Below are 18895 nucleotides of genomic sequence, written 5' to 3' on the forward strand. Positions count from 1 at the left end.
GTTGTGTCAGACCAGCTGTTTACGCTGGTTAGACGGCGGAATGGATAAAGACTCTCGATACTTCGCAACAGTTCGGCGTGCCACCATAATACCCTGGTCGGACAGTATGGTGGTTAACTTACTGTCGCTCAGTGGCTTCGCGGGGTTCTCCGCGGCGATCAACTTCTTCACCAGGGCGCGAATGGCCGTTGACGACGCTTCACCGCCGCCCTCGGTATTCACATGGCTGGAGAAGAAATACTTAAGCTCAAAAATACCGCGTGGACTGTGCAGATACTTCTGCGTGGTCACGCGGGAAATGGTTGATTCATGCATCTCGACGGCCTGGGCGATATCCGCCAGCACCATCGGTTTCATATACTCTTCGCCCTGCTCAAAGAACGCCTGCTGCTGTTCGACAATACAGCGGCTTACGCGGAGCAGCGTATCATTTCGGCTCTCCAGACTTTTGATCAACCATCGCGCTTCCTGCAAATTGCTACGAATGTATTGATTATCGGAGTCGTTACGCACGCTGGTGCACATGGAGGCATACTGCTGGTTGATTTGCAGGCGAGGAATGCTGTCTGAGTTCAGTTCAACGACCCAGCGGTCATTGTGTTTTCTGACCAGCACATCCGGGATGACGTACTCGGGTTCGCTGGTCTGAATGGACTGACCGGGGCGCGGATCGAGGGACTGAATCAGATTGACCGCCTCTTTCAGCACCTCTTCTTTCAGGCGCGTGACGCGCATCAGGCTGCGGAAATCGTGGTTGGCCAGAAGATCCAGATGGTCGCTGATGATCAAGCGGGCTTCATCAAGCCATGGCGTCTCTTTGCTGAACTGAGAAAGTTGGATAAGCAGGCAGTCGCGCAGATCTTTTGCGGCCACCCCAACCGGATCGAAACGCTGAATGCGCTTCAGAACGGCTTCTATCTCCTCGAGTTCAATCTCTTCGTCACCCATGCTTTCCAGAATTTCGTCCAGCGTGACGGTCAGATAACCGGTGTCATCCACGGCATCGACAATGGATGTCGCGATCGCGCGGTCGGTATCGGAGAAGGGGGTAAGTTCCACCTGCCACATCAGGTAATCCTGCAGTGACTGGGTAGTTTCACCCTGATAAACCGGTAGCTCATCGTCCTGGTAGTCTGCACGCGTACCGGAAGGGGTTCCGGCGGTGTAGATTTCATCCCAGCTGGCATCCAGCGGAAGCTCGTCCGGCATCTCTTTTTGTTCGAGCGCATCGGCGGTGTCGAGTGCTTCAGTATCCTGCGACTGCTGGGTATCTACCTCTTCATGAAGATCGGCTTGCTCCAGCAACGGATTGCTATCCAGCGCTTGCTGGAGCTCCTGCTGGAGTTCTAAGGTGGACAGTTGCAACAGGCGAATCGCCTGCTGTAGCTGCGGCGTCATCGCCAGTTGTTGGCTGAGCCGTAATTGCAAACCTTGCTTCATGTTCAGAGCATTTTTCTCCGGTTCGGCGTTACATTACCTCTACCCTATCAGAGTCTGAAGTCTTCCCCAAGGTAGACACGCTTAACATGATCATCTTCGAGGATCTGCTGCGGCGTACCGTGGGCGATCAGATTGCCCTGGCTCACGATGTATGCGCGTTCGCACACGGCCAGCGTTTCACGGACGTTATGGTCAGTGATCAGTACGCCAAGCCCGCTGTCGCGCAGATGCTCAATGATACGTTTAATGTCGATAACGGAGATGGGGTCAACGCCTGCAAACGGTTCATCCAGAAGGATAAATTTCGGGTTTGCAGCCAGCGCACGCGCAATCTCAACGCGACGGCGTTCACCGCCGGACAGCGCCTGACCGAGGCTGTCGCGCAGATGTTCGATATGGAACTCTTCCATCAGCTCGTTAGCCCGGTCCTGACGCTGTTCGCTGGTCAGATCGTCACGAATTTGCAGGACGGCCATCAGGTTATCAAAGACGCTCAGGCGGCGGAAAATGGAGGCTTCCTGCGGCAGATAGCCGATACCGCGACGCGCACGCGCATGCAGCGGCAGAAGACTGATATCTTCATCATCAATGACGATGTTGCCCGCATCGCGCGACACAATGCCAACGACCATGTAGAAGGTTGTGGTCTTGCCCGCACCGTTAGGGCCAAGCAGGCCTACAATTTCGCCGGAGTTGACGGTCAGACTGACATCTTCTACGACACGGCGGCCCTTATAGGCCTTCGCGAGATTTTTTGCAGTTAATGTTGCCATAACGAATTAGTTACTCTTCTTCTGTGCCGGGGCCTGACCCTTACCTTTGTCCTGCAGCTGCGACGGAACCAGCACGGTGGTTACGCGTTTGCCTTTCTCGCTGGAGGCCTGCATTTTTTGCTCTTTCACCAGATAGGTGATCTGGTCGCCGGTGATGTTGCTGTCCAGCTGTTCCAGATAAGCGTTACCGGTCAGGATGACCAGGTCCTTCGCCAGCTCATAGTGCATATGCGTGGCGCGACCTTTCACGGGTTTGCCGTTATCCTGCATCTGGTAGAAGGTTGCCGGGTTGCCATAGCCATCAATGATCTCTTTGCCTTGCTCGCCACCGGGACGGGTAACGACCACTTTGTCGGCGTTGATTTTGATGGTGCCCTGGGTCATGACGACGTTACCGGTAAAGGTAACGACATTGCCTTGCATATCAAGCGACTGCGTGTCGGACTCGATATGGATAGGCTGGTCAGTATCACCCGTTACAGCAAGCGCGGGAAGACTGGTCGCCAGCATCGCACTGGCGATAATTACTTTAAGGCTGAGTTTGTTTGTTTTGAATTTCATAGGAGGTTCTAACCTTTTCAATCAGCTCGGCGTTTTTGCTGCGTAAGTTCCCGCGCATTCTTAAACCGCTGGAATTAAATGTTGTGCCATACAGTGTGACCAGATCCTGCGACGTCACGTCCTGGGTCACGAGGTTGATCTGTGCATTATCCGTCGTGATTTTGCGCAGTTGTGAGTCAGCGGTCAGGGCGTTGACTTCAACGTGGCCATACAGATAAAGCATACGGTCATTCGTCAGTTTTGCCCGGTCAGATTTAATCGACCACGTCGGCACTTTGTCTTTATCAAACGTGGTCATGACAGGCTGGGTAAACCACGAAATACCGTCATCTGAAAAATATTCAACATGCTGGGCAATCAGGCGATAGTTCAGCGCACCTTCCGGGCTGTAGACCACGGTGTCACTGTGATCGCTTTTATAGGTTGGCTCGCTCGTATTGACCACTTCCGTCTGCGTATCGTCGCGATCGGCAAGGTTCACGCCAATCAATACCAGTGCGACAAGCGAAAGCAGAATGATAACCCAACGTCTGGTTTTACTCATATCGATTGCCCTTTGGCCTCATCAAGCTTGCCCTGCGCCAGCAAAAGCAGATCGCAGACTTCACGTACGGCACCACGGCCACCGTTAATATGGGTGACATAGTCAGCACGCGGGATCAGCAGCGGATGCGCATCGGCCACGGCGATACTCAGACCGACTTCAGCCATCACCGGCCAGTCAATCAGATCGTCCCCGACATAGGCCACGTTTTCCGGCGCGACAGCCAGTTTACCCAGTAAATCGTTGAACGCCGCCATCTTATCGGACTGACCCTGATACAGATGGGTAATGCCTAACGTTTCACAACGGTCTTCTACCAGTTTAGCTTTCCGACCGGTGATGATGGCAACGTCGATGCCTGATGTGAGCGCACAACGAATACCGTAGCCATCGCGAACGTTAAACGCTTTCAGCTCTTCACCATTATTGCCCATGTAAATCAGGCCATCAGAGAGTACCCCATCCACATCCAGGATGAGCAGGCGAATGTTTTCCGCCTTTGCCATCATATGGGTACTGACCGGACCATAACAGGTTGCAAGGGATGCACCCGCATTACTCATTGTCTTATCCTTCATTACACTACGCCTGCGCGCAGCAGATCATGCATATGTACCACACCCAGCAACTGGTCGCCATCGGCAACCATCACTGAGGTGATATGACGGGACTGCATCAGGTTCAGCACATCCACCGCCAGCGTGCCCGGACGAACACGGATACCGCCGGACGTCATCACATCAGCGATGCCCAGCGTGCGAACATCAACACCCATGTCGAACACGCGTCGCAGGTCGCCATCGGTGAAGATCCCCTGGATCTTCATCAGGTCGTCGCACACAACCGTCATACCCAGATTCTTGCGGGTGATCTCCAGCAGCGCATCGCGCAGGGAGGCCTCTTTACTGACGTGAGGGATCTCATCGCCAGTGTGCATAATATCGTTAACCCGAAGCAGAAGCTTACGCCCGAGCGCGCCACCTGGGTGGGAAAGCGCGAAATCTTCCGGGGTAAAACCGCGGGCTTCCAGCAACGCAACGGCAAGCGCATCGCCCATGACCAGCGCAGCGGTCGTGCTGGACGTTGGAGCAAGACCCAGCGGGCAGGCTTCTTTAGGCACTTTCACGCACAGGTGAATATCCGCCGCGCGCGCCATGCTACTTTCCGGGCGGCTGGTCATGCAAATAAGCGGAACCCGCAGCCGCTTCAGCACGGGGATCAGCGCCAGGATCTCATTAGACTCACCGGAGTTCGATAGCGCGATGACGATATCCTGCGGCGTTACCATGCCCAGATCGCCGTGCGCGGCTTCCCCCGGGTGTACAAAGAAGGAAGAGGTTCCGGTGCTGGCAAACGTTGCCGCCATTTTGCGCCCAATGTGACCGGACTTGCCCATGCCCATCACCACGACTTTACCGGCACAGTAGAACATCTTCTCACATGCCAGACTAAAATCCTGATTAATGTACTGATCTAACTGCGCCAGACCTTCACGTTCAATCTCCAGAACCTCTTTGCCTGCTTTCTGAAAGTCAAAACCCGGCTGCAATTCTATTTGCGACATAATGCGTTTCCGTTTACCCAGAGAGAAGAGGCGAAAGCCAGTACAGCATCGCCATCCATACGATAAATCCACCCGTCAGCAGCGCCCCTGCGCCTTTGCCGATCTGTCGTTGCCGCCGCCAGCAGAGCAGGGCAAAAATGACGCTGACCAGCAACATCACCCCGTAATCGCGTGAGAATGCCAGGGGGTTAAAAGGCCCGGGCGTTATCAGGGCCGGCAGGCCCATCACGATGGCGATATTAAAAATGTTTGAACCGATAATATTGCCTATGGCAATGTCATCTTCACCTTTACGTGCCCCTGCGATAGCGGTGGCCAGTTCTGGCAGACTGGTGCCAATGGCAATGACCGTCAGGCCAATGGTGAGCTCACTCATGGCGAAATAGTTCGCCAGCACCGTGGCGTTATCGACGACCATGCGCGTGGCCATCGGCATGATGATCAGCGCGACGCCGAGCCACAGCAGCGCCACAGGCAGCGTGCCTTCACGCGGGAGCTCGGCGACCTGCTCTCGCGTCAGGCTGTCCTGGCCCTGTTTTTCTGCCAGACGGGCGATTTTAACACTATACAGCAGCCAGATAACGGCCAGCGCCAGCAAGAAAATGCCGTCACCGTAGCTCAGTACGCCATCATAAAATACGCACCCTGCCAGCAGGCTTACGATTAACATTAGCGGCAATTCACGGCGCAGAACATCAGAATGCACGCGAAATGGATGGAGCAGGGCCGCCAGGCCAAGGATCAGTAAGATATTGACGATGTTGGAACCAATCGCGGTGCCGACGGCAAGGTCTAACTGACCGTGCAGTGATGCCGTGACAGAGACGATGATTTCAGGAAGCGAGGTGCCGACACTGACCACGGTCATCCCGATGACGACAGGCGGTACGCCAGTCAGGCGGCACAGGATAGATGCAGCAAATACCAAACGGTCAGCACTGTAGACCACCAAAAGTAAACCAATTATTAACAGTGCTGTTGCTAAAAGCATCAAAAGTCCTTTCTTCAGGTATACTCGTCGGTCCATCGCGCAGGAATGGAATGGCAGGACTGCATACAGTCTGAGGCGTAACGAATTCCTAATTTTGACTTTATGCGCCGGAAAAGTAAAACAAATGCCAGCTTTCGCTAACCTCAACGGCTAATATTCTGTAAAAATGCTGAGTTTAGGGCTGATTCAGTCTGCATGCTTAACGTGAGCAGGGTAAGAAAGGAACCATAAATGAGCCACACTATGGCGAATTTAGTTGATGTCCGGGGTGTGAGTTTTTCTCGCGCCAACAGATTGATATTCGATGATATTTCGTTGACCGTACCGCGTGGCAAGATCACTGCCATCATGGGGCCGTCCGGGATCGGTAAAACGACCCTGCTGCGCCTTATTGGTGGCCAGATCCCACCTGATAGCGGTGAAATCCTCTTTGACGGCGAAAACATCCCGGAGATGTCACGATCGCGCCTGTATACTGTTCGTAAACGCATGAGTATGCTTTTCCAGTCGGGAGCGTTGTTCACGGACATGAACGTCTTTGATAACGTGGCCTATCCGCTGCGCGAACACACCAGTCTGCCGCCAGAGCTGCTGAAAAGTACGGTGATGATGAAGCTTGAGGCCGTGGGGCTGCGAGGGGCTGCAAAACTGATGCCCTCAGAGCTGTCCGGCGGTATGGCACGCCGCGCCGCGCTGGCACGCGCCATCGCCTTAGAACCCGATTTAATCATGTTCGACGAACCGTTCGTCGGGCAGGACCCTATCACGATGGGCGTGCTGGTGAAGCTCATCTCTGAACTGAACAGCGCGCTCGGCGTAACCTGTATAGTGGTTTCTCACGATGTACCGGAAGTGCTGAGCATCGCCGACTATGCCTACATTGTGGCAGACAAAAGGATCGTCGCGCATGGCAGCGCTCAGGCGTTGCAGGAAAACTGCGATCCGCGTGTACGGCAGTTCCTCGACGGCATTGCGGATGGGCCTGTGCCGTTCCGCTATCCAGCGGGCGACTATCGTGACGATTTACTGGGAATAGGGAGTTAAGCCACTGATGCTGTTAAATGCATTGGCCGCTCTTGGACACCGTGGCATAAAAACCATCAGGACGTTCGGGCGTGCCGGATTGATGTTGTTCAACGCGCTGGTCGGCAAGCCGGAATTTCGTAAGCATGCACCGCTACTGGTGCGGCAGCTCTATAATGTCGGCGTGCTGTCGATGCTCATCATCATTGTCTCCGGTCTGTTTATCGGCATGGTGCTGGGGCTGCAGGGCTACCTCGTTCTGACGACCTACAGCGCCGAAACCAGCCTCGGCATGCTGGTGGCGCTGTCGCTGCTGCGTGAACTGGGGCCGGTGGTGGCGGCGCTGTTGTTCGCCGGGCGTGCAGGGTCAGCATTGACCGCTGAAATTGGCCTGATGCGTGCGACCGAGCAGCTTTCCAGCATGGAGATGATGGCGGTCGACCCGCTGCGTCGCGTGATCTCGCCACGCTTCTGGGCGGGGGTGATTTCCTTACCGCTCCTGACGATCCTCTTTGTCGCCGTGGGTATCTGGGGCGGCTCGCTGGTTGGCGTTCACTGGAAGGGCATCGATGCGGGCTTCTTCTGGTCGGCCATGCAGGACGCCATCGATCTGCGAATGGATCTGGTGAACTGTCTGATTAAAAGCGTGGTATTTGCCATTACGGTCACCTGGATCGCCTTGTTCAATGGCTATGATGCGATCCCGACCTCGGCGGGCATCAGCCGTGCAACTACACGTACTGTCGTACATTCGTCGCTGGCCGTACTGGGTCTGGATTTTGTGCTCACCGCACTGATGTTTGGGAATTGAGTTCATGCAAACGAGAAAAAATGAAATTTGGGTCGGCGTGTTCCTGTTACTGGCGTTGCTGGCCGCGCTGTTTATCTGCCTGAGAGCGGCGGATATCACGTCTGTGCGCACCGAGCCGACTTATCGCATTTATGCGACGTTTGATAACATCGGCGGGCTGAAGGCGCGCTCGCCGGTACGTATAGGCGGGGTGGTCATCGGGCGTGTCTCTGACATTACGCTTGATGAGAAAACCTATCTGCCGCGCGTGTCGATGGATATTGAAGAGCGTTACAACCATATCCCGGACACCAGCTCGCTTTCTATCCGCACGTCCGGCCTCCTGGGTGAGCAATATCTGGCGCTTAACGTCGGTTTTGAAGACCCGGAGCTGGGAACGACTATCCTTAAAGACGGTAGCGTAATCCAGGATACGAAGTCCGCGATGGTACTGGAGGATATGATTGGTCAGTTCCTTTATAACAGTAAAGGAGATGATAAGAAGTCCGACGCTGCCCCTGCGCAGAGCGAAGATCCTGCCAGTGTCGCACCGACACCAGGCACGACGAATTAATTTCAGGAGAAGTCATTCATGTTTAAACGACTGTTAATGGTTGCCATGCTGGTCATTGCCCCTCTCACCGCGGCGCATGCTGCGGATCAGAGTAACCCGTACAAACTGATGGATGAGGCTGCGAAGAAGACCTTCGACCGGCTTAAAAACGAACAGCCGAAAATTCGTTCCAATCCTGATTATCTGCGCGACGTGGTTGATCAAGAGCTGCTGCCGTACGTGCAGATCAAATATGCGGGTGCGCTGGTTCTGGGCCGTTATTACAAAGACGCGACCCCGGCGCAGCGCGATGCCTATTTCGCCGCGTTCCGTGAATACCTGAAACAGGCTTACGGTCAGGCACTGGCGATGTATCACGGTCAGACCTATCAGATTGCGCCAGAGCAGCCGCTGGGCGACGCGACTATCATTCCTATCCGCGTCACGATTATCGATCCTAATGGCCGTCCGCCAGTACGCCTGGACTTCCAGTGGCGTAAAAACAGCCAGACCGGTCACTGGCAGGCCTATGACATGATTGCCGAAGGGGTGAGCATGATCACCACTAAACAGAACGAGTGGAGTGACCTGCTGCGCACCAAAGGCATTGATGGCCTGACCGCACAGCTGCAGTCTATCTCGCGTCAGAAAATCTCTCTGGACGAGAAGAAGTAATGTCGGATCAACTGAGCTGGTCGCGTGAGGGTGAGACGTTGAAGCTGACGGGTGAACTCGACCAGGATCTGCTGAACCCGCTCTGGGACAAACGTTTTGAAGCGATGCAGGGCGTGACGGTTATCGATCTGAGCGGCATTTCACGGGTGGACACGGCAGGCGTCGCGCTGCTGGCCCATCTTGTTGCCGTGGGGAAAAAGCAGGGGACAAGCGTTACGCTGCACGCGGCGAGCGATAATGTGGTCACCCTGGCCCAGCTCTATAATCTCCCTCAGGACGTACTGCCTCGTTAATATTTTCAGTGCGTTACTTCTGAAAGCCCTGACAGATTCAACGTCGGGGCTTTTTGCTTGTTTAAGACGACGCCACTTTGCTCTAAGATGTTGGGCTTGTTTTCACTATCAGATGATTAAGAACCCATGGAAAATCATGAAATCCAGACAGTGCTGATGAATGCACTCTCCCTTCAGGAAGCCCACGTCACTGGCGATGGCAGTCACTTCCAGGTTATTGCTGTGGGTGAGATGTTCGACGGTATGAGCCGTGTGAAGAAACAGCAGGCTGTATACGCGCCGCTGATGGAATACATTGCGGATAACCGCATCCACGCCCTGTCGATTAAAGCGTTCACCCCTCAAGAGTGGGCACGCGATCGCAAACTAAACGGTTTTTGAGTTGTGGGCGACACGCCCGCAGCACGGTTGAATTTATAAGAGAGCACACAATGGATAAATTTCGTGTACAGGGGCCAACGCGTCTCCAGGGCGAAGTCACAATTTCTGGCGCAAAAAATGCCGCGCTGCCCATCCTCTTTGCTGCGCTGCTCGCGGAAGAGCCGGTAGAAATTCAGAACGTACCGAAGCTGAAAGATATCGACACCACCATGAAGTTGCTCAGCCAGCTGGGCACCAAAGTTGAGCGTAACGGTTCCGTCTGGATCGACGCCAGCAACGTAAACAACTTCTCTGCACCTTACGATCTGGTGAAAACCATGCGTGCATCCATCTGGGCGCTTGGCCCGCTGGTGGCACGTTTTGGTCAGGGTCAGGTTTCCCTGCCGGGTGGCTGCGCAATCGGCGCACGTCCGGTTGACCTGCACATCTTTGGCCTGGAGAAACTGGGCGCCGAGATCAAACTCGAAGAAGGTTATGTTAAAGCGTCTGTGAATGGCCGCCTGAAAGGCGCGCACATTGTCATGGACAAAGTGAGCGTTGGTGCCACCGTCACCATCATGTCTGCGGCAACGCTGGCAGAAGGTACTACCATCATCGAAAACGCCGCGCGTGAACCGGAGATTGTGGATACCGCGAACTTCCTCGTAGCGCTGGGTGCGAAGATTACTGGCCAGGGCACCGACCGTATCACCATCGAAGGCGTTGAGCGTCTGGGCGGCGGTGTGTATCGCGTCCTGCCAGACCGTATCGAAACCGGGACGTTCCTGGTTGCTGCCGCGATTTCAGGCGGGAAAATTACCTGCCGCAACGCGCAGCCAGATACCCTGGATGCGGTGCTGGCGAAACTGCGTGACGCAGGCGCTGATATCGAAATCGGTGAAGACTGGATCAGCCTGGACATGCACGGTAACCGTCCAAAAGCGGTAAACGTGCGTACAGCTCCGCATCCTGCTTTCCCGACTGATATGCAGGCGCAGTTCACCCTGTTAAACCTGGTGGCGGAAGGGACGGGGTTCATTACCGAGACCATCTTTGAAAACCGCTTTATGCATGTACCGGAACTGATCCGTATGGGCGCACATGCTGAGATCGAGAGTAATACCGTGATTTGCCACGGCGTTGAGAAACTGTCTGGTGCTCAGGTGATGGCAACCGATCTGCGTGCATCTGCAAGCCTGGTGCTGGCGGGTTGTATTGCGGAAGGGACGACGGTCGTTGATCGTATTTATCACATCGATCGTGGCTATGAACGTATCGAAGATAAACTGCGCGCGCTGGGTGCGAATATCGAGCGTGTGAAGGGCGAGTAATCGTTCCGGCAGCCCCCTGCCAGAAATGACCGGGGGGTTGCTGTTCCTGTCAAAAAAACCGCTATTCCTGCGGGTCTTTCTTCACTTTCCTCTGGCGGATCATGCGCGATCTGTCGATAAATTCATGGGTAATGGGATCGTGGTAACGCGAAGGCCAGATCACCCACGGATGCGTATCCAGCGCCGTCGCAATGATCAATTCTCCCTTCGGCCAGGGGCGCGTCAGGGCATTTGCCAGGGTTGAAGAACTCAGGCCATGGCGGCGAGATTCCGCAGCCAGTGATGTGCCTTTTTTGCGCAGTGCCGCAATGATATCTGCTGTGTGCCAGTCGATAAATTTCGTGTCCATAACGCTGTCCTTAAGTTCGGATTCACTTACGCCATTTCGTCTGAAACGACTGGCCTTACTATACCCATTTCAATTTCTTGTTCTAAAAAGTTCGCGTTACTGGTAGGGATATTCAGAATAAGGCATGGCTTTATTCATGCGGTCTGTAAACCGGTGCGTTTACGTGAAAGAGGAATATACAGGTGTGTACTGGAATCTCCCCGCGAGGGCCGCGGGGAGGGGAGAGCAGGATTAACGGTCGCGCTGAACGGCGATATGGGCAAGACCAATAAGCGCATCGCGCCATGGGCTGTCCGGGATGACCTGAAGTGCGGCGATGGCTTTATCCGCCTCTTCTTCGGCACGCTGACGCGTCCAGTCCAGCGATCCGCAAATGGCCATTGTTTCCAGCACGGGTTCCAGAAGATGACGACCATTTCCCTGCTCGATCGCTTCACGGATCATTTTCGCCTGGTCGGCTGACCCGTTGCGCATCGCGTGGAGTAGCGGCAGCGTCGGTTTGCCTTCGTTCAGGTCATCACCCACGTTTTTGCCGAGCGTTTCGCCGTCTGCACTGTAATCCAGCAAATCATCAATCAGCTGGAATGCGGTACCCAGATAACGGCCATAGTCCTGCAGCCCTTTTTCCTGGGCTTCGCTACAGCCAGCCAGAATGCCGGAACACTGTGCAGCCGCTTCAAACAGGCGCGCAGTTTTGCTGTAAATCACGCGCATGTAGTTTTCTTCGGTGATGTCAGGGTCGTTGACGTTCATCAGCTGAAGCACTTCGCCCTCAGCAATCACGTTAACGGCTTCAGACATGACCTCCAGCACTTTCAGCGAACCCAGGCTGGTCATCATCTGGAAGGCACGGGTATAGATAAAATCCCCCACCAGGACGCTGGCAGCATTGCCAAAGGCGGCGTTGGCGGTGGCTTTACCCCGGCGCATGTCTGATTCATCCACAACATCATCATGAAGAAGCGTCGCAGTGTGAATAAATTCGATCAGTGCCGCGATCGTGACGTGAGCATTTCCCTGATAGCCGACGGCTCGGGCAGCCAGGATGGCAATCATTGGGCGAATGCGTTTACCGCCGCCGCTGACGATGTAATAGCCCAACTGATTGATCAGCTGAACGTCAGAATTGAGTTGCTCCAGGATTGCTGCATTCACACCCGCCATATCTTGCGCGGTTAACTCGTTGATTTTTTCTAAATTCATCGCAAAAGCCGGGCTTTTTATCCTGTTTATCCCATCTTCAATGGGGTAACGAAGGGTTAGGTTTATCAATAGTAGTGCTGATTGTACTGAAAAAACGGCTCAGATAAACGTTACCTTACGCGTTGTGTTTTTTTTCTTCATGTATTGATGGTAGCACTTGTCAAAGGCTCGCGTTTTGCGTAATATTCGCGCCCTATTGTGAATATTTATAGCGCACTCTGATTCATACGAGGATGTGCGCGGAAGCGGAGTTTATATGTACGCGGTTTTCCAAAGTGGTGGTAAACAACACCGAGTAAGCGAAGGTCAGACCGTTCGCCTGGAAAAGCTGGACATCGCAACTGGCGAATCTGTTGAGTTCGCAGAAGTTCTGATGATCGCAAACGGTGAAGAAGTCAAAATCGGCGTTCCTTTCGTTGATGGCGGCGTTATCAAAGCTGAAGTTGTTGCTCACGGTCGTGGCGAGAAAGTTAAAATCGTTAAGTTTCGTCGTCGTAAACACTACCGTAAGCAGCAGGGCCACCGTCAGTGGTTCACTGATGTGAAAATTACTGGCATCAGCGCCTAAGACCTGAGGAGAGATTTAAATGGCACATAAAAAGGCTGGCGGCTCCACACGTAACGGTCGCGATTCAGAAGCTAAACGCCTGGGCGTTAAGCGTTTCGGTGGCGAATCCGTTCTGGCGGGTAGCATCATTGTTCGTCAACGTGGCACCAAATTCCACGCTGGCAACAACGTAGGTTGCGGTCGTGACCACACTCTGTTTGCTAAAGCAGACGGTAAAGTGAAATTTGAAGTTAAAGGCCCGAACAACCGTAAATACATCAGCATCGTTGCTGAGTAAGGTTTTCTCGGTCCGGTAACGGATTAAAGCCCCGCAACCTGTTGCGGGGCTTTTTACATTGGAAACCCGGTAATTTTTTCTGTAGGGAAAACGGGCATGAAGCAGCAGGCCGGCATTGGTATTCTTTTGGCGCTCACGACCGCAATGTGCTGGGGTGCGCTGCCAATTGCAATGAAGCAGGTACTGGAAGTGATGGAGCCGCCAACGGTGGTGTTTTATCGCTTTCTGATGGCAAGTATCGGCCTTGGGGCCATCCTCGCGATCAAAGGTAAGCTTCCGCCGTTGCGTATCTTCCGTAAACCGCGCTGGCTGGTGTTGCTGGCTATCGCGACGGGTGGCCTGTTCGGTAACTTCATACTGTTCAGTTCTTCCCTGCAGTATCTTAGCCCCACGGCGTCGCAGGTGATTGGTCAGCTTTCACCGGTCGGCATGATGGTCGCCAGCGTCTTTATCCTCAAGGAGAAGATGCGTGGCACGCAAATTATCGGGGCGAGCATGTTGCTCTGTGGTCTGGTGATGTTCTTCAACACCAGTCTGATAGAGATCTTTACCCGACTGACGGATTACACCTGGGGTGTGATCTTCGGAGTGGGAGCAGCAACGGTTTGGGTGAGCTATGGCGTCGCGCAAAAGGTGTTATTGCGTCGTTTGGCCTCACAGCAGATCCTCTTTTTGCTGTACACTTTGTGTACAATAGCATTATTGCCGTTAGCAAAACCGGGTGTGATCACCCAGCTTAGCGACTGGCAACTGGCGTGCCTCATTTTTTGTGGGCTGAACACGCTGGTCGGTTATGGCGCGCTGGCCGAAGCGATGGCGCGCTGGCAGGCAGCACAGGTGAGCGCACTCATTACGCTTACCCCGCTGTTTACGCTGTTATTTTCAGATTTGTTATCAATGGCCTGGCCCGATGTCTTCGTCAGACCGATGCTCAACATGTTGGGTTATCTCGGTGCGTTTGTCGTGGTTGCGGGCGCGATGTATTCCGCCATTGGTCATCGTCTTTGGGGGCGTTGGCGCAAAAATGAAGCGGTCGTAGTAGTCCCCCGCTCAGGCGAATGAGTTACGGAGAGTAAAATGAAGTTTGTTGATGAAGCGACAATCCTGGTCGTGGCAGGTGATGGCGGCAATGGTTGCGTGAGCTTCCGCCGTGAGAAATATATTCCACGTGGCGGTCCTGACGGCGGTGACGGTGGGGACGGCGGTGACGTGTGGCTGGAGGCGGATGAGAACCTCAACACGCTGATCGACTACCGTTTCGAAAAATCCTTCCGCGCTGAGCGTGGTCAGAACGGTCAAAGCCGTGACTGTACGGGCAAACGCGGTAAAGACGTGACCATTAAGGTTCCGGTCGGTACGCGTGTGATTGACCAGGGGACGGGCGAAACCATGGGCGATATGACCAAACACGGTCAGCGTCTGATGGTGGCGAAAGGCGGCTGGCACGGTCTGGGTAACAGCCGTTTCAAATCGTCCGTAAACCGTACCCCGCGTCAGAAAACGATGGGTACGCCGGGCGACAAGCGCGATCTGCAGCTGGAGCTGATGCTTCTGGCCGATGTCGGGATGCTGGGTATGCCAAACGCCGGTAAATCGACGTTTATTCGCGCGGTCTCTGCAGCCAAGCCAAAAGTGGCGGATTATCCGTTTACCACGCTGGTACCAAGCCTGGGCGTTGTCCGTATGGATAACGAGAAGAGCTTTGTGGTTGCTGATATCCCGGGTCTGATTGAAGGTGCTGCAGAAGGTGCCGGTCTGGGTATCCGCTTCCTGAAACACCTTGAGCGCTGCCGCGTACTGCTGCATCTCATCGATATCGATCCAATCGACGGTTCCGATCCGGTAGAAAATGCCCGCATCATTATCGGCGAGCTGGAAAAATACAGCGAAAAACTGGCGAACAAGCCGCGCTGGCTGGTCTTTAACAAGATCGATCTGATGGATAAAGCCGAAGCGGAAGCGAAAGCGAAAGCCATTGCTGAAGCGATGGGCTGGGAAGATAAATACTACCTGATCTCCGCGGCAAGCCAGGTTGGCGTGAAAGATCTGTGCTGGGATGTGATGACCTTTATCATCGAGAACCCGGTTGTTCAGGCTGAAGAAGCGAAACAGCCAGAAAAAGTCGAATTCATGTGGGATGACTACCACCGCCAACAGCTCGAAGAGCTGGAAGTGGAAGAGGAAGAAGACTGGGACGACGACTGGGATGAAGACGACGAAGAAGGTGTCGAGTTCATCTACAAGCACTAATCGCAGTTTAAAGCCCCCGGAAGGGGGCTTTTTTATTGCAGGCTGGACGGCAACCAGCAGCTGGCGATTAAGCCGCCCTCAGCACCATTCTCCAGCGTCAGCTTGCCGTGGTGGAGCTGCACGATACGTTGCACAATGCTCAGCCCCAGGCCGCTGCCACCGTAGCGCTGGTCAAGACGACGGAACGGTTCAGTAATCGACTGGCGGTGCGCTTCATCTATCCCCGGCCCCTGATCGATAACGCTGACCTGTGTCCCCCCGTCAACGTCGGCCAGAGTCACGCGAATCGTTGTGCCTGACGGACTGTAGCGCCCGGCGTTCTCAAGCAGATTGCGCAGCATCAAACGCAGAAGTACCGCATCACCCTGCACTGTGAGCGGACTTTTGTCCGGCCATATCACCGTGTGCTCTTTGGCTTCATGTCCAAGACCGAGCGGCATGATGATATCGTCTGTCCAGTTGACGGTTTCATAGTGACCGCTCGCCATCGCCTGTCCGGCACGGGACAACATCAGCAGTTGCTCAACCGTGTGCATCAGCTGATCGATACGGGTAATTAACGTCGTGGCCTGTGGAGAGCCGGACTGTGCCATCAGTTCCAGATGCAGTCTGATCCCCGCAAGCGGCGTTCGCAGCTCGTGAGCGGCGTCCGCGGTGAAGAGACGTTCCTGTTGAATGGTGTGATCCAAACGGGCGAGGAGCTGGTTGAGCGAGGTTGTGACGGCACCAATTTCTTCCATGTCGGAATAGACAGGGAGCGGGGTTAAGTTATCCGCCGAGCGGTTCGCCAGGCTGACGCGCAGTTGATTCAGCGGCCGGGTTATCCAGGTGACCGCCCAGAATGAGAAGCACAGCGTAAAACCGACCATCACCAGAGAGGGGACCAGCAGCGAGGCAATCGCTTCACGGATCTCTTTCTCGACATGATTATTGCGCGATTTCGCCGAGAGCGTTTCGTTGACCAGAAAACCAATCTGTTCACGGCTTTCATGCCAGAGCCAGATCACGCTTATCAGCTGGAAAAATAACAGAATGACCGCCAGCAGAACCATTAATCGCCGACGCATGCTGTTCATTTCTGGCTCTCCAGACGATAGCCTACGCCACGGACAGTTTTAATCCGGTCTTTACCCAGTTTGCGACGCAGATTGTGAATATGCACTTCGAGGGTATTTGAGCCCGGATCGTCCTGCCAGGAGTAAATATCCTGCTGCAGGGTTTCGCGGTGTACCGTTTGTCCGCTGCGCATAATCAGGCGCGTCAGCAGCGCGAACTCTTTAGGGGTTACTTCAACCGGTAGGGACTGGCACAGCACCTGCTGGGTTTGCAGATTCAGCGTAATATCGCCGTCGGTCAGTAAGTTATCGCTGTGTCCCTGATAACGACGAATCAACGCCCGTACCCGCGCCTGAAGCTCCGCAAGGGCAAACGGTTTCACCAGGTAATCATCAGCGCCAGAATCGAGGCCGTTGATACGATCTTCAATGGCATCCCGTGCCGTCAGGATCAATACCGGATTGGCGATACCCCGGCGGCGCCACTGGCTTAGCTGCGTAGCGCCGTCTTTATCCGGTAAGCCTAAATCGAGGATCACCAGACTGTATTCGCCGCTCTGGATCAGGGCATCCGCCTCAGCCGCCGTGGCGGCGCAGTCGAGGGCATATCCTTCATTGGCCAGCGCCAGAGCCAGCCCTTCCTGCAATAACAGATCGTCTTCAACTATGAGTAGTTTCATCGCTAGTTATTCTGGTAGATGTCCTTATAAAGCCTGCTTTCGAAGCGAACCAGTGGAATACGACGATTACGCTGGTCGGTCGGTTCGACGGCATAGCCGGAAAGATACTGCACGAATGCCATGCGTTGCCCGCTGGCGGTAGTGATGAAGCCTGCAAGGTTATAAACCCCCTGCAGTGAACCTGTCTTGGCTGAAACTTTTCCGTCCACCCCGGCCGCATGAAGGCCGGCACGGTACTGAAGCGAACCGTCATGCCCGGCAAGTGGCAGCATCGAAATAAAGTTTAGCTCAGTGTCATGTTGTGCAATGTACTGAAGTACTTGCATCATCGTTGCCGGGGAGATCAAATTATGCCGCGATAACCCGGAGCCATCGACGGCAATGGTGTTGCCAAGATCGATCCCCGCCTGTTGGCGCAGGATCTGACGTACGGCGTCGGAACCCGCACGCCAGGTTCCTGGCACGCCGAAACGCGCGTGACCAATCATGCGGAACACCGTGTCAGCAATCATGTTGTCAGACTTTTTCAGCATAATCCGTAGCAAATCGTGCAGCGGCGCAGATTGTTTGCTGGCGATGACCGTACCGGGTTGATTAACCTGCGTCTGGCGCAGCAGGGTACCGGAATAGGTTATTCCCGCCTGCTTCAGTTCATCCTTGAGAATGGCACCCGCATAGCTTGCGCCATCCTGTATCGCAAAGGCCAGCGGCAGCGGGTCGGCGCGCTGTGTCAGGCACCCGGTCAGCGTGAAGCGGTTAAGATCGCCTGGCACCACGTCCAGCTCGCAATACTGCGCATCCGGGGAGCCTTTTGCGAGGGTACGAACCTGGCTGAACATCGTCACCGGGTAGTAAGACGCCACGCGAATAAACGCTAAGTCATCCGGTTTTGGCGCGCTGTAAAGTGAAATGGAGAAGCAGTTACGATCCACAATCGCGGCGGCTGGCGGAGCGCTAAAGCACTGCGTCATGTCGTTCCACGGCCATCCTGGTGCTTTATCGTGGCTGGCAAAAATAGAGGTGTCGATTAACACATTGCCATCAATCTTCTGCACGCCAGATTTTTTCAGCGACGTGACCATGTTGCGGATATCCTGGCGTTTAAACGTAGGATCTCCCCCGAAACGAGCGATAAGATCGCCTTTCAGTTCGCCACCCTCGATGTTGCCTTTGGTCTCGAGCGTGGTGGTAAAACGGAAGTCAGGCCCAAGCTGAAGCAGGGCGGCGAGTGCGGTGATCACCTTCTGGGTACTGGCAGGCAGCGCCATCTGTTGACTGTGATAGTCAATCTCTGGCGACTGCGCCCCGACCTTCTGCACCATCAAGGCAAGGTTGGCACCTGCGGGTAGCTGATTAATGTACTCATCAACATTCGCGGCCTGAACGCTGAACGCTATACTGGTAGTCAATCCGATGATAAATCTGGAAAATCGCATAATCTCGCGCTAACAACCCGAAAACAAACCGTCATACTACGGTGCATAGCACTGCAAAGTAAACGATGACCCATAGTGAACTTCGCGGTAAAATGCGTATCAAATTGAAAATTGTTGCTGACCTGGGGCTTCGCTCCCGGGTCGGTTTTCTTTTTGCTTCTGGCCCGCTCATGGGGGCC

At 54.4% G+C, this 18895-nt stretch carries 23 protein-coding genes; 11 read left to right on the forward strand and 12 right to left on the reverse strand.

Annotation, left to right across the window (positions count from 1 at the left end; translation table 11 throughout):
* Positions 1–6: 6 nt before the first annotated feature.
* The 7 genes from rpoN to QRN24_RS16605 are packed head-to-tail and all read right to left on the reverse strand — an operon-like array spanning position 7 to position 5873.
* A complete protein-coding gene (gene rpoN, locus QRN24_RS16575; protein WP_014171817.1) occupies positions 7–1440 on the reverse strand; it encodes an RNA polymerase factor sigma-54 in 1434 nt (477 codons plus the stop codon).
* A 47-nt stretch (positions 1441–1487) separates the two neighbouring features.
* A complete protein-coding gene (gene lptB, locus QRN24_RS16580; protein ID WP_014171816.1) occupies positions 1488–2213 on the reverse strand; it encodes an LPS export ABC transporter ATP-binding protein in 726 nt (241 codons plus the stop codon).
* Positions 2214–2219: 6 nt separating this feature from the next.
* Positions 2220–2774: a lipopolysaccharide ABC transporter substrate-binding protein LptA gene (lptA, locus tag QRN24_RS16585; protein WP_020883526.1), complete on the reverse strand. Its 555-nt coding sequence runs from the start codon at positions 2772–2774 to the stop codon at positions 2220–2222.
* Complete coding sequence (gene lptC, locus QRN24_RS16590) at positions 2743–3318, reverse strand: LPS export ABC transporter periplasmic protein LptC (protein ID WP_014171814.1); 576 nt, start codon at positions 3316–3318, stop codon at positions 2743–2745. The genes lptA and lptC overlap by 32 nt, the downstream gene beginning before the upstream one ends.
* Complete coding sequence (gene kdsC / locus QRN24_RS16595) at positions 3315–3881, reverse strand: 3-deoxy-manno-octulosonate-8-phosphatase KdsC (protein ID WP_014171813.1); 567 nt, start codon at positions 3879–3881, stop codon at positions 3315–3317. Before kdsC ends, lptC begins: the two co-directional genes overlap by 4 nt.
* A 14-nt stretch (positions 3882–3895) precedes the next feature.
* Entirely contained in the window at positions 3896–4882 is a 987-nt protein-coding gene (gene kdsD, locus QRN24_RS16600) for an arabinose-5-phosphate isomerase KdsD (protein WP_020883527.1), read from the reverse strand.
* A 13-nt stretch (positions 4883–4895) separates the two neighbouring features.
* The gene (locus QRN24_RS16605) at positions 4896–5873 is read right to left on the reverse strand and encodes a calcium/sodium antiporter (protein WP_020883528.1); all 978 of its coding nucleotides are present in this window, start codon (positions 5871–5873) and stop codon (positions 4896–4898) included.
* Between the two features lie 231 nt (positions 5874–6104).
* On the opposite strand from QRN24_RS16605, the gene mlaF reads away from it, so the two are divergent.
* The 7 genes from mlaF (at position 6105) to murA (ending at position 10898) form a co-directional block, all read left to right on the forward strand.
* Entirely contained in the window at positions 6105–6917 is an 813-nt protein-coding gene (gene mlaF, locus QRN24_RS16610; protein WP_068795052.1) for a phospholipid ABC transporter ATP-binding protein MlaF, read from the forward strand.
* A 7-nt stretch (positions 6918–6924) separates the two neighbouring features.
* Positions 6925–7707: a lipid asymmetry maintenance ABC transporter permease subunit MlaE gene (gene mlaE, locus QRN24_RS16615; RefSeq protein ID WP_010436044.1), complete on the forward strand. Its 783-nt coding sequence runs from the start codon at positions 6925–6927 to the stop codon at positions 7705–7707.
* Positions 7708–7711: 4 nt separating this feature from the next.
* Complete coding sequence (gene mlaD, locus QRN24_RS16620; RefSeq protein ID WP_025202923.1) at positions 7712–8260, forward strand: outer membrane lipid asymmetry maintenance protein MlaD; 549 nt, start codon at positions 7712–7714, stop codon at positions 8258–8260.
* An 18-nt stretch (positions 8261–8278) separates the two neighbouring features.
* Positions 8279–8914 carry a phospholipid-binding protein MlaC gene (gene mlaC / locus QRN24_RS16625; RefSeq protein ID WP_014171807.1) on the forward strand — a complete coding sequence of 212 codons (636 nt, stop codon included), beginning with the start codon at positions 8279–8281 and terminating at the stop codon, positions 8912–8914.
* On the forward strand, positions 8914–9207 hold the full coding sequence (gene mlaB, locus QRN24_RS16630; protein WP_014171806.1) for a lipid asymmetry maintenance protein MlaB: 294 nt from the start codon (positions 8914–8916) through the stop codon (positions 9205–9207). Before mlaC ends, mlaB begins: the two co-directional genes overlap by 1 nt.
* A gap of 126 nt (positions 9208–9333) precedes the next feature.
* Complete coding sequence (ibaG, locus tag QRN24_RS16635; protein WP_008501458.1) at positions 9334–9588, forward strand: BolA family iron metabolism protein IbaG; 255 nt, start codon at positions 9334–9336, stop codon at positions 9586–9588.
* A 50-nt stretch (positions 9589–9638) separates the two neighbouring features.
* The gene (murA, locus tag QRN24_RS16640) at positions 9639–10898 is read left to right on the forward strand and encodes a UDP-N-acetylglucosamine 1-carboxyvinyltransferase (RefSeq protein WP_020883531.1); all 1260 of its coding nucleotides are present in this window, start codon (positions 9639–9641) and stop codon (positions 10896–10898) included.
* 61 nt (positions 10899–10959) lie between these two features.
* On the opposite strand, the gene sfsB is transcribed toward murA, so the two are convergent.
* Positions 10960–11247, reverse strand: coding sequence for a DNA-binding transcriptional regulator SfsB (gene sfsB, locus QRN24_RS16645; RefSeq protein WP_014171802.1), 288 nt, complete (start codon positions 11245–11247; stop codon positions 10960–10962).
* A 231-nt stretch (positions 11248–11478) separates the two neighbouring features.
* Positions 11479–12450 carry an octaprenyl diphosphate synthase gene (gene ispB / locus QRN24_RS16650; protein ID WP_020883532.1) on the reverse strand — a complete coding sequence of 324 codons (972 nt, stop codon included), beginning with the start codon at positions 12448–12450 and terminating at the stop codon, positions 11479–11481.
* Positions 12451–12706: 256 nt separating this feature from the next.
* Here ispB and rplU point away from each other — a divergent pair, with 256 nt between their 5' ends.
* From rplU to cgtA, 4 genes are all read left to right on the forward strand, one after another.
* Complete coding sequence (gene rplU / locus QRN24_RS16655; protein ID WP_003025032.1) at positions 12707–13018, forward strand: 50S ribosomal protein L21; 312 nt, start codon at positions 12707–12709, stop codon at positions 13016–13018.
* Between the two features lie 19 nt (positions 13019–13037).
* A complete protein-coding gene (gene rpmA / locus QRN24_RS16660) occupies positions 13038–13295 on the forward strand; it encodes a 50S ribosomal protein L27 (RefSeq protein ID WP_004385076.1) in 258 nt (85 codons plus the stop codon).
* A gap of 96 nt (positions 13296–13391) precedes the next feature.
* Positions 13392–14357 (forward strand): DMT family transporter, encoded by a 966-nt coding sequence (locus QRN24_RS16665; RefSeq protein WP_014171799.1) that lies wholly within the window; start codon positions 13392–13394, stop codon positions 14355–14357.
* A 15-nt stretch (positions 14358–14372) separates the two neighbouring features.
* Positions 14373–15545: an Obg family GTPase CgtA gene (gene cgtA / locus QRN24_RS16670; RefSeq protein ID WP_014171797.1), complete on the forward strand. Its 1173-nt coding sequence runs from the start codon at positions 14373–14375 to the stop codon at positions 15543–15545.
* Positions 15546–15577: 32 nt separating this feature from the next.
* Here the strand turns inward: cgtA and pmrB are convergent, their stop codons facing one another.
* The 3 genes from pmrB to dacB are packed head-to-tail and all read right to left on the reverse strand — an operon-like array spanning position 15578 to position 18716.
* Complete coding sequence (pmrB, locus tag QRN24_RS16675; RefSeq protein WP_014171796.1) at positions 15578–16621, reverse strand: two-component system sensor histidine kinase PmrB; 1044 nt, start codon at positions 16619–16621, stop codon at positions 15578–15580.
* Positions 16618–17280 (reverse strand): two-component system response regulator PmrA, encoded by a 663-nt coding sequence (gene pmrA, locus QRN24_RS16680; RefSeq protein WP_014171795.1) that lies wholly within the window; start codon positions 17278–17280, stop codon positions 16618–16620. The genes pmrB and pmrA overlap by 4 nt, the downstream gene beginning before the upstream one ends.
* A 2-nt stretch (positions 17281–17282) precedes the next feature.
* Positions 17283–18716: a serine-type D-Ala-D-Ala carboxypeptidase gene (gene dacB, locus QRN24_RS16685; RefSeq protein WP_284942887.1), complete on the reverse strand. Its 1434-nt coding sequence runs from the start codon at positions 18714–18716 to the stop codon at positions 17283–17285.
* Positions 18717–18895 lie beyond the last annotated feature (179 nt).

It is taken from the genome of Enterobacter sp. MEB024, assembly GCF_030209635.1.
In the GTDB taxonomy this organism is placed as follows: Bacteria; Pseudomonadota; Gammaproteobacteria; order Enterobacterales; family Enterobacteriaceae; genus Enterobacter; species Enterobacter ludwigii.

Bases quoted from the DNA above. Each gene is read 5' to 3' on its own strand.
- rplU (WP_003025032.1), top strand. From the start codon at position 12,707: ATGTACGCGGTTTTCCAAAGTGGTGGTAAACAACACCGAGTAAGCGAA.
- pmrB (WP_014171796.1), bottom strand. From the start codon at position 16,621: ATGAACAGCATGCGTCGGCGATTAATGGTTCTGCTGGCGGTCATTCTG.
- ibaG (WP_008501458.1), top strand. From the start codon at position 9,334: ATGGAAAATCATGAAATCCAGACAGTGCTGATGAATGCACTCTCCCTT.
- pmrA (WP_014171795.1), bottom strand. From the start codon at position 17,280: ATGAAACTACTCATAGTTGAAGACGATCTGTTATTGCAGGAAGGGCTG.
- mlaB (WP_014171806.1), top strand. From the start codon at position 8,914: ATGTCGGATCAACTGAGCTGGTCGCGTGAGGGTGAGACGTTGAAGCTG.
- QRN24_RS16605 (WP_020883528.1), bottom strand. From the start codon at position 5,873: ATGCTTTTAGCAACAGCACTGTTAATAATTGGTTTACTTTTGGTGGTC.
- lptA (WP_020883526.1), bottom strand. From the start codon at position 2,774: ATGAAATTCAAAACAAACAAACTCAGCCTTAAAGTAATTATCGCCAGT.
- lptC (WP_014171814.1), bottom strand. From the start codon at position 3,318: ATGAGTAAAACCAGACGTTGGGTTATCATTCTGCTTTCGCTTGTCGCA.
- cgtA (WP_014171797.1), top strand. From the start codon at position 14,373: ATGAAGTTTGTTGATGAAGCGACAATCCTGGTCGTGGCAGGTGATGGC.
- murA (WP_020883531.1), top strand. From the start codon at position 9,639: ATGGATAAATTTCGTGTACAGGGGCCAACGCGTCTCCAGGGCGAAGTC.
- kdsD (WP_020883527.1), bottom strand. From the start codon at position 4,882: ATGTCGCAAATAGAATTGCAGCCGGGTTTTGACTTTCAGAAAGCAGGC.
- lptB (WP_014171816.1), bottom strand. From the start codon at position 2,213: ATGGCAACATTAACTGCAAAAAATCTCGCGAAGGCCTATAAGGGCCGC.
- rpmA (WP_004385076.1), top strand. From the start codon at position 13,038: ATGGCACATAAAAAGGCTGGCGGCTCCACACGTAACGGTCGCGATTCA.
- QRN24_RS16665 (WP_014171799.1), top strand. From the start codon at position 13,392: ATGAAGCAGCAGGCCGGCATTGGTATTCTTTTGGCGCTCACGACCGCA.
- mlaC (WP_014171807.1), top strand. From the start codon at position 8,279: ATGTTTAAACGACTGTTAATGGTTGCCATGCTGGTCATTGCCCCTCTC.
- rpoN (WP_014171817.1), bottom strand. From the start codon at position 1,440: ATGAAGCAAGGTTTGCAATTACGGCTCAGCCAACAACTGGCGATGACG.
- dacB (WP_284942887.1), bottom strand. From the start codon at position 18,716: ATGCGATTTTCCAGATTTATCATCGGATTGACTACCAGTATAGCGTTC.
- sfsB (WP_014171802.1), bottom strand. From the start codon at position 11,247: ATGGACACGAAATTTATCGACTGGCACACAGCAGATATCATTGCGGCA.
- kdsC (WP_014171813.1), bottom strand. From the start codon at position 3,881: ATGAGTAATGCGGGTGCATCCCTTGCAACCTGTTATGGTCCGGTCAGT.
- ispB (WP_020883532.1), bottom strand. From the start codon at position 12,450: ATGAATTTAGAAAAAATCAACGAGTTAACCGCGCAAGATATGGCGGGT.
- mlaE (WP_010436044.1), top strand. From the start codon at position 6,925: ATGCTGTTAAATGCATTGGCCGCTCTTGGACACCGTGGCATAAAAACC.
- mlaF (WP_068795052.1), top strand. From the start codon at position 6,105: ATGAGCCACACTATGGCGAATTTAGTTGATGTCCGGGGTGTGAGTTTT.
- mlaD (WP_025202923.1), top strand. From the start codon at position 7,712: ATGCAAACGAGAAAAAATGAAATTTGGGTCGGCGTGTTCCTGTTACTG.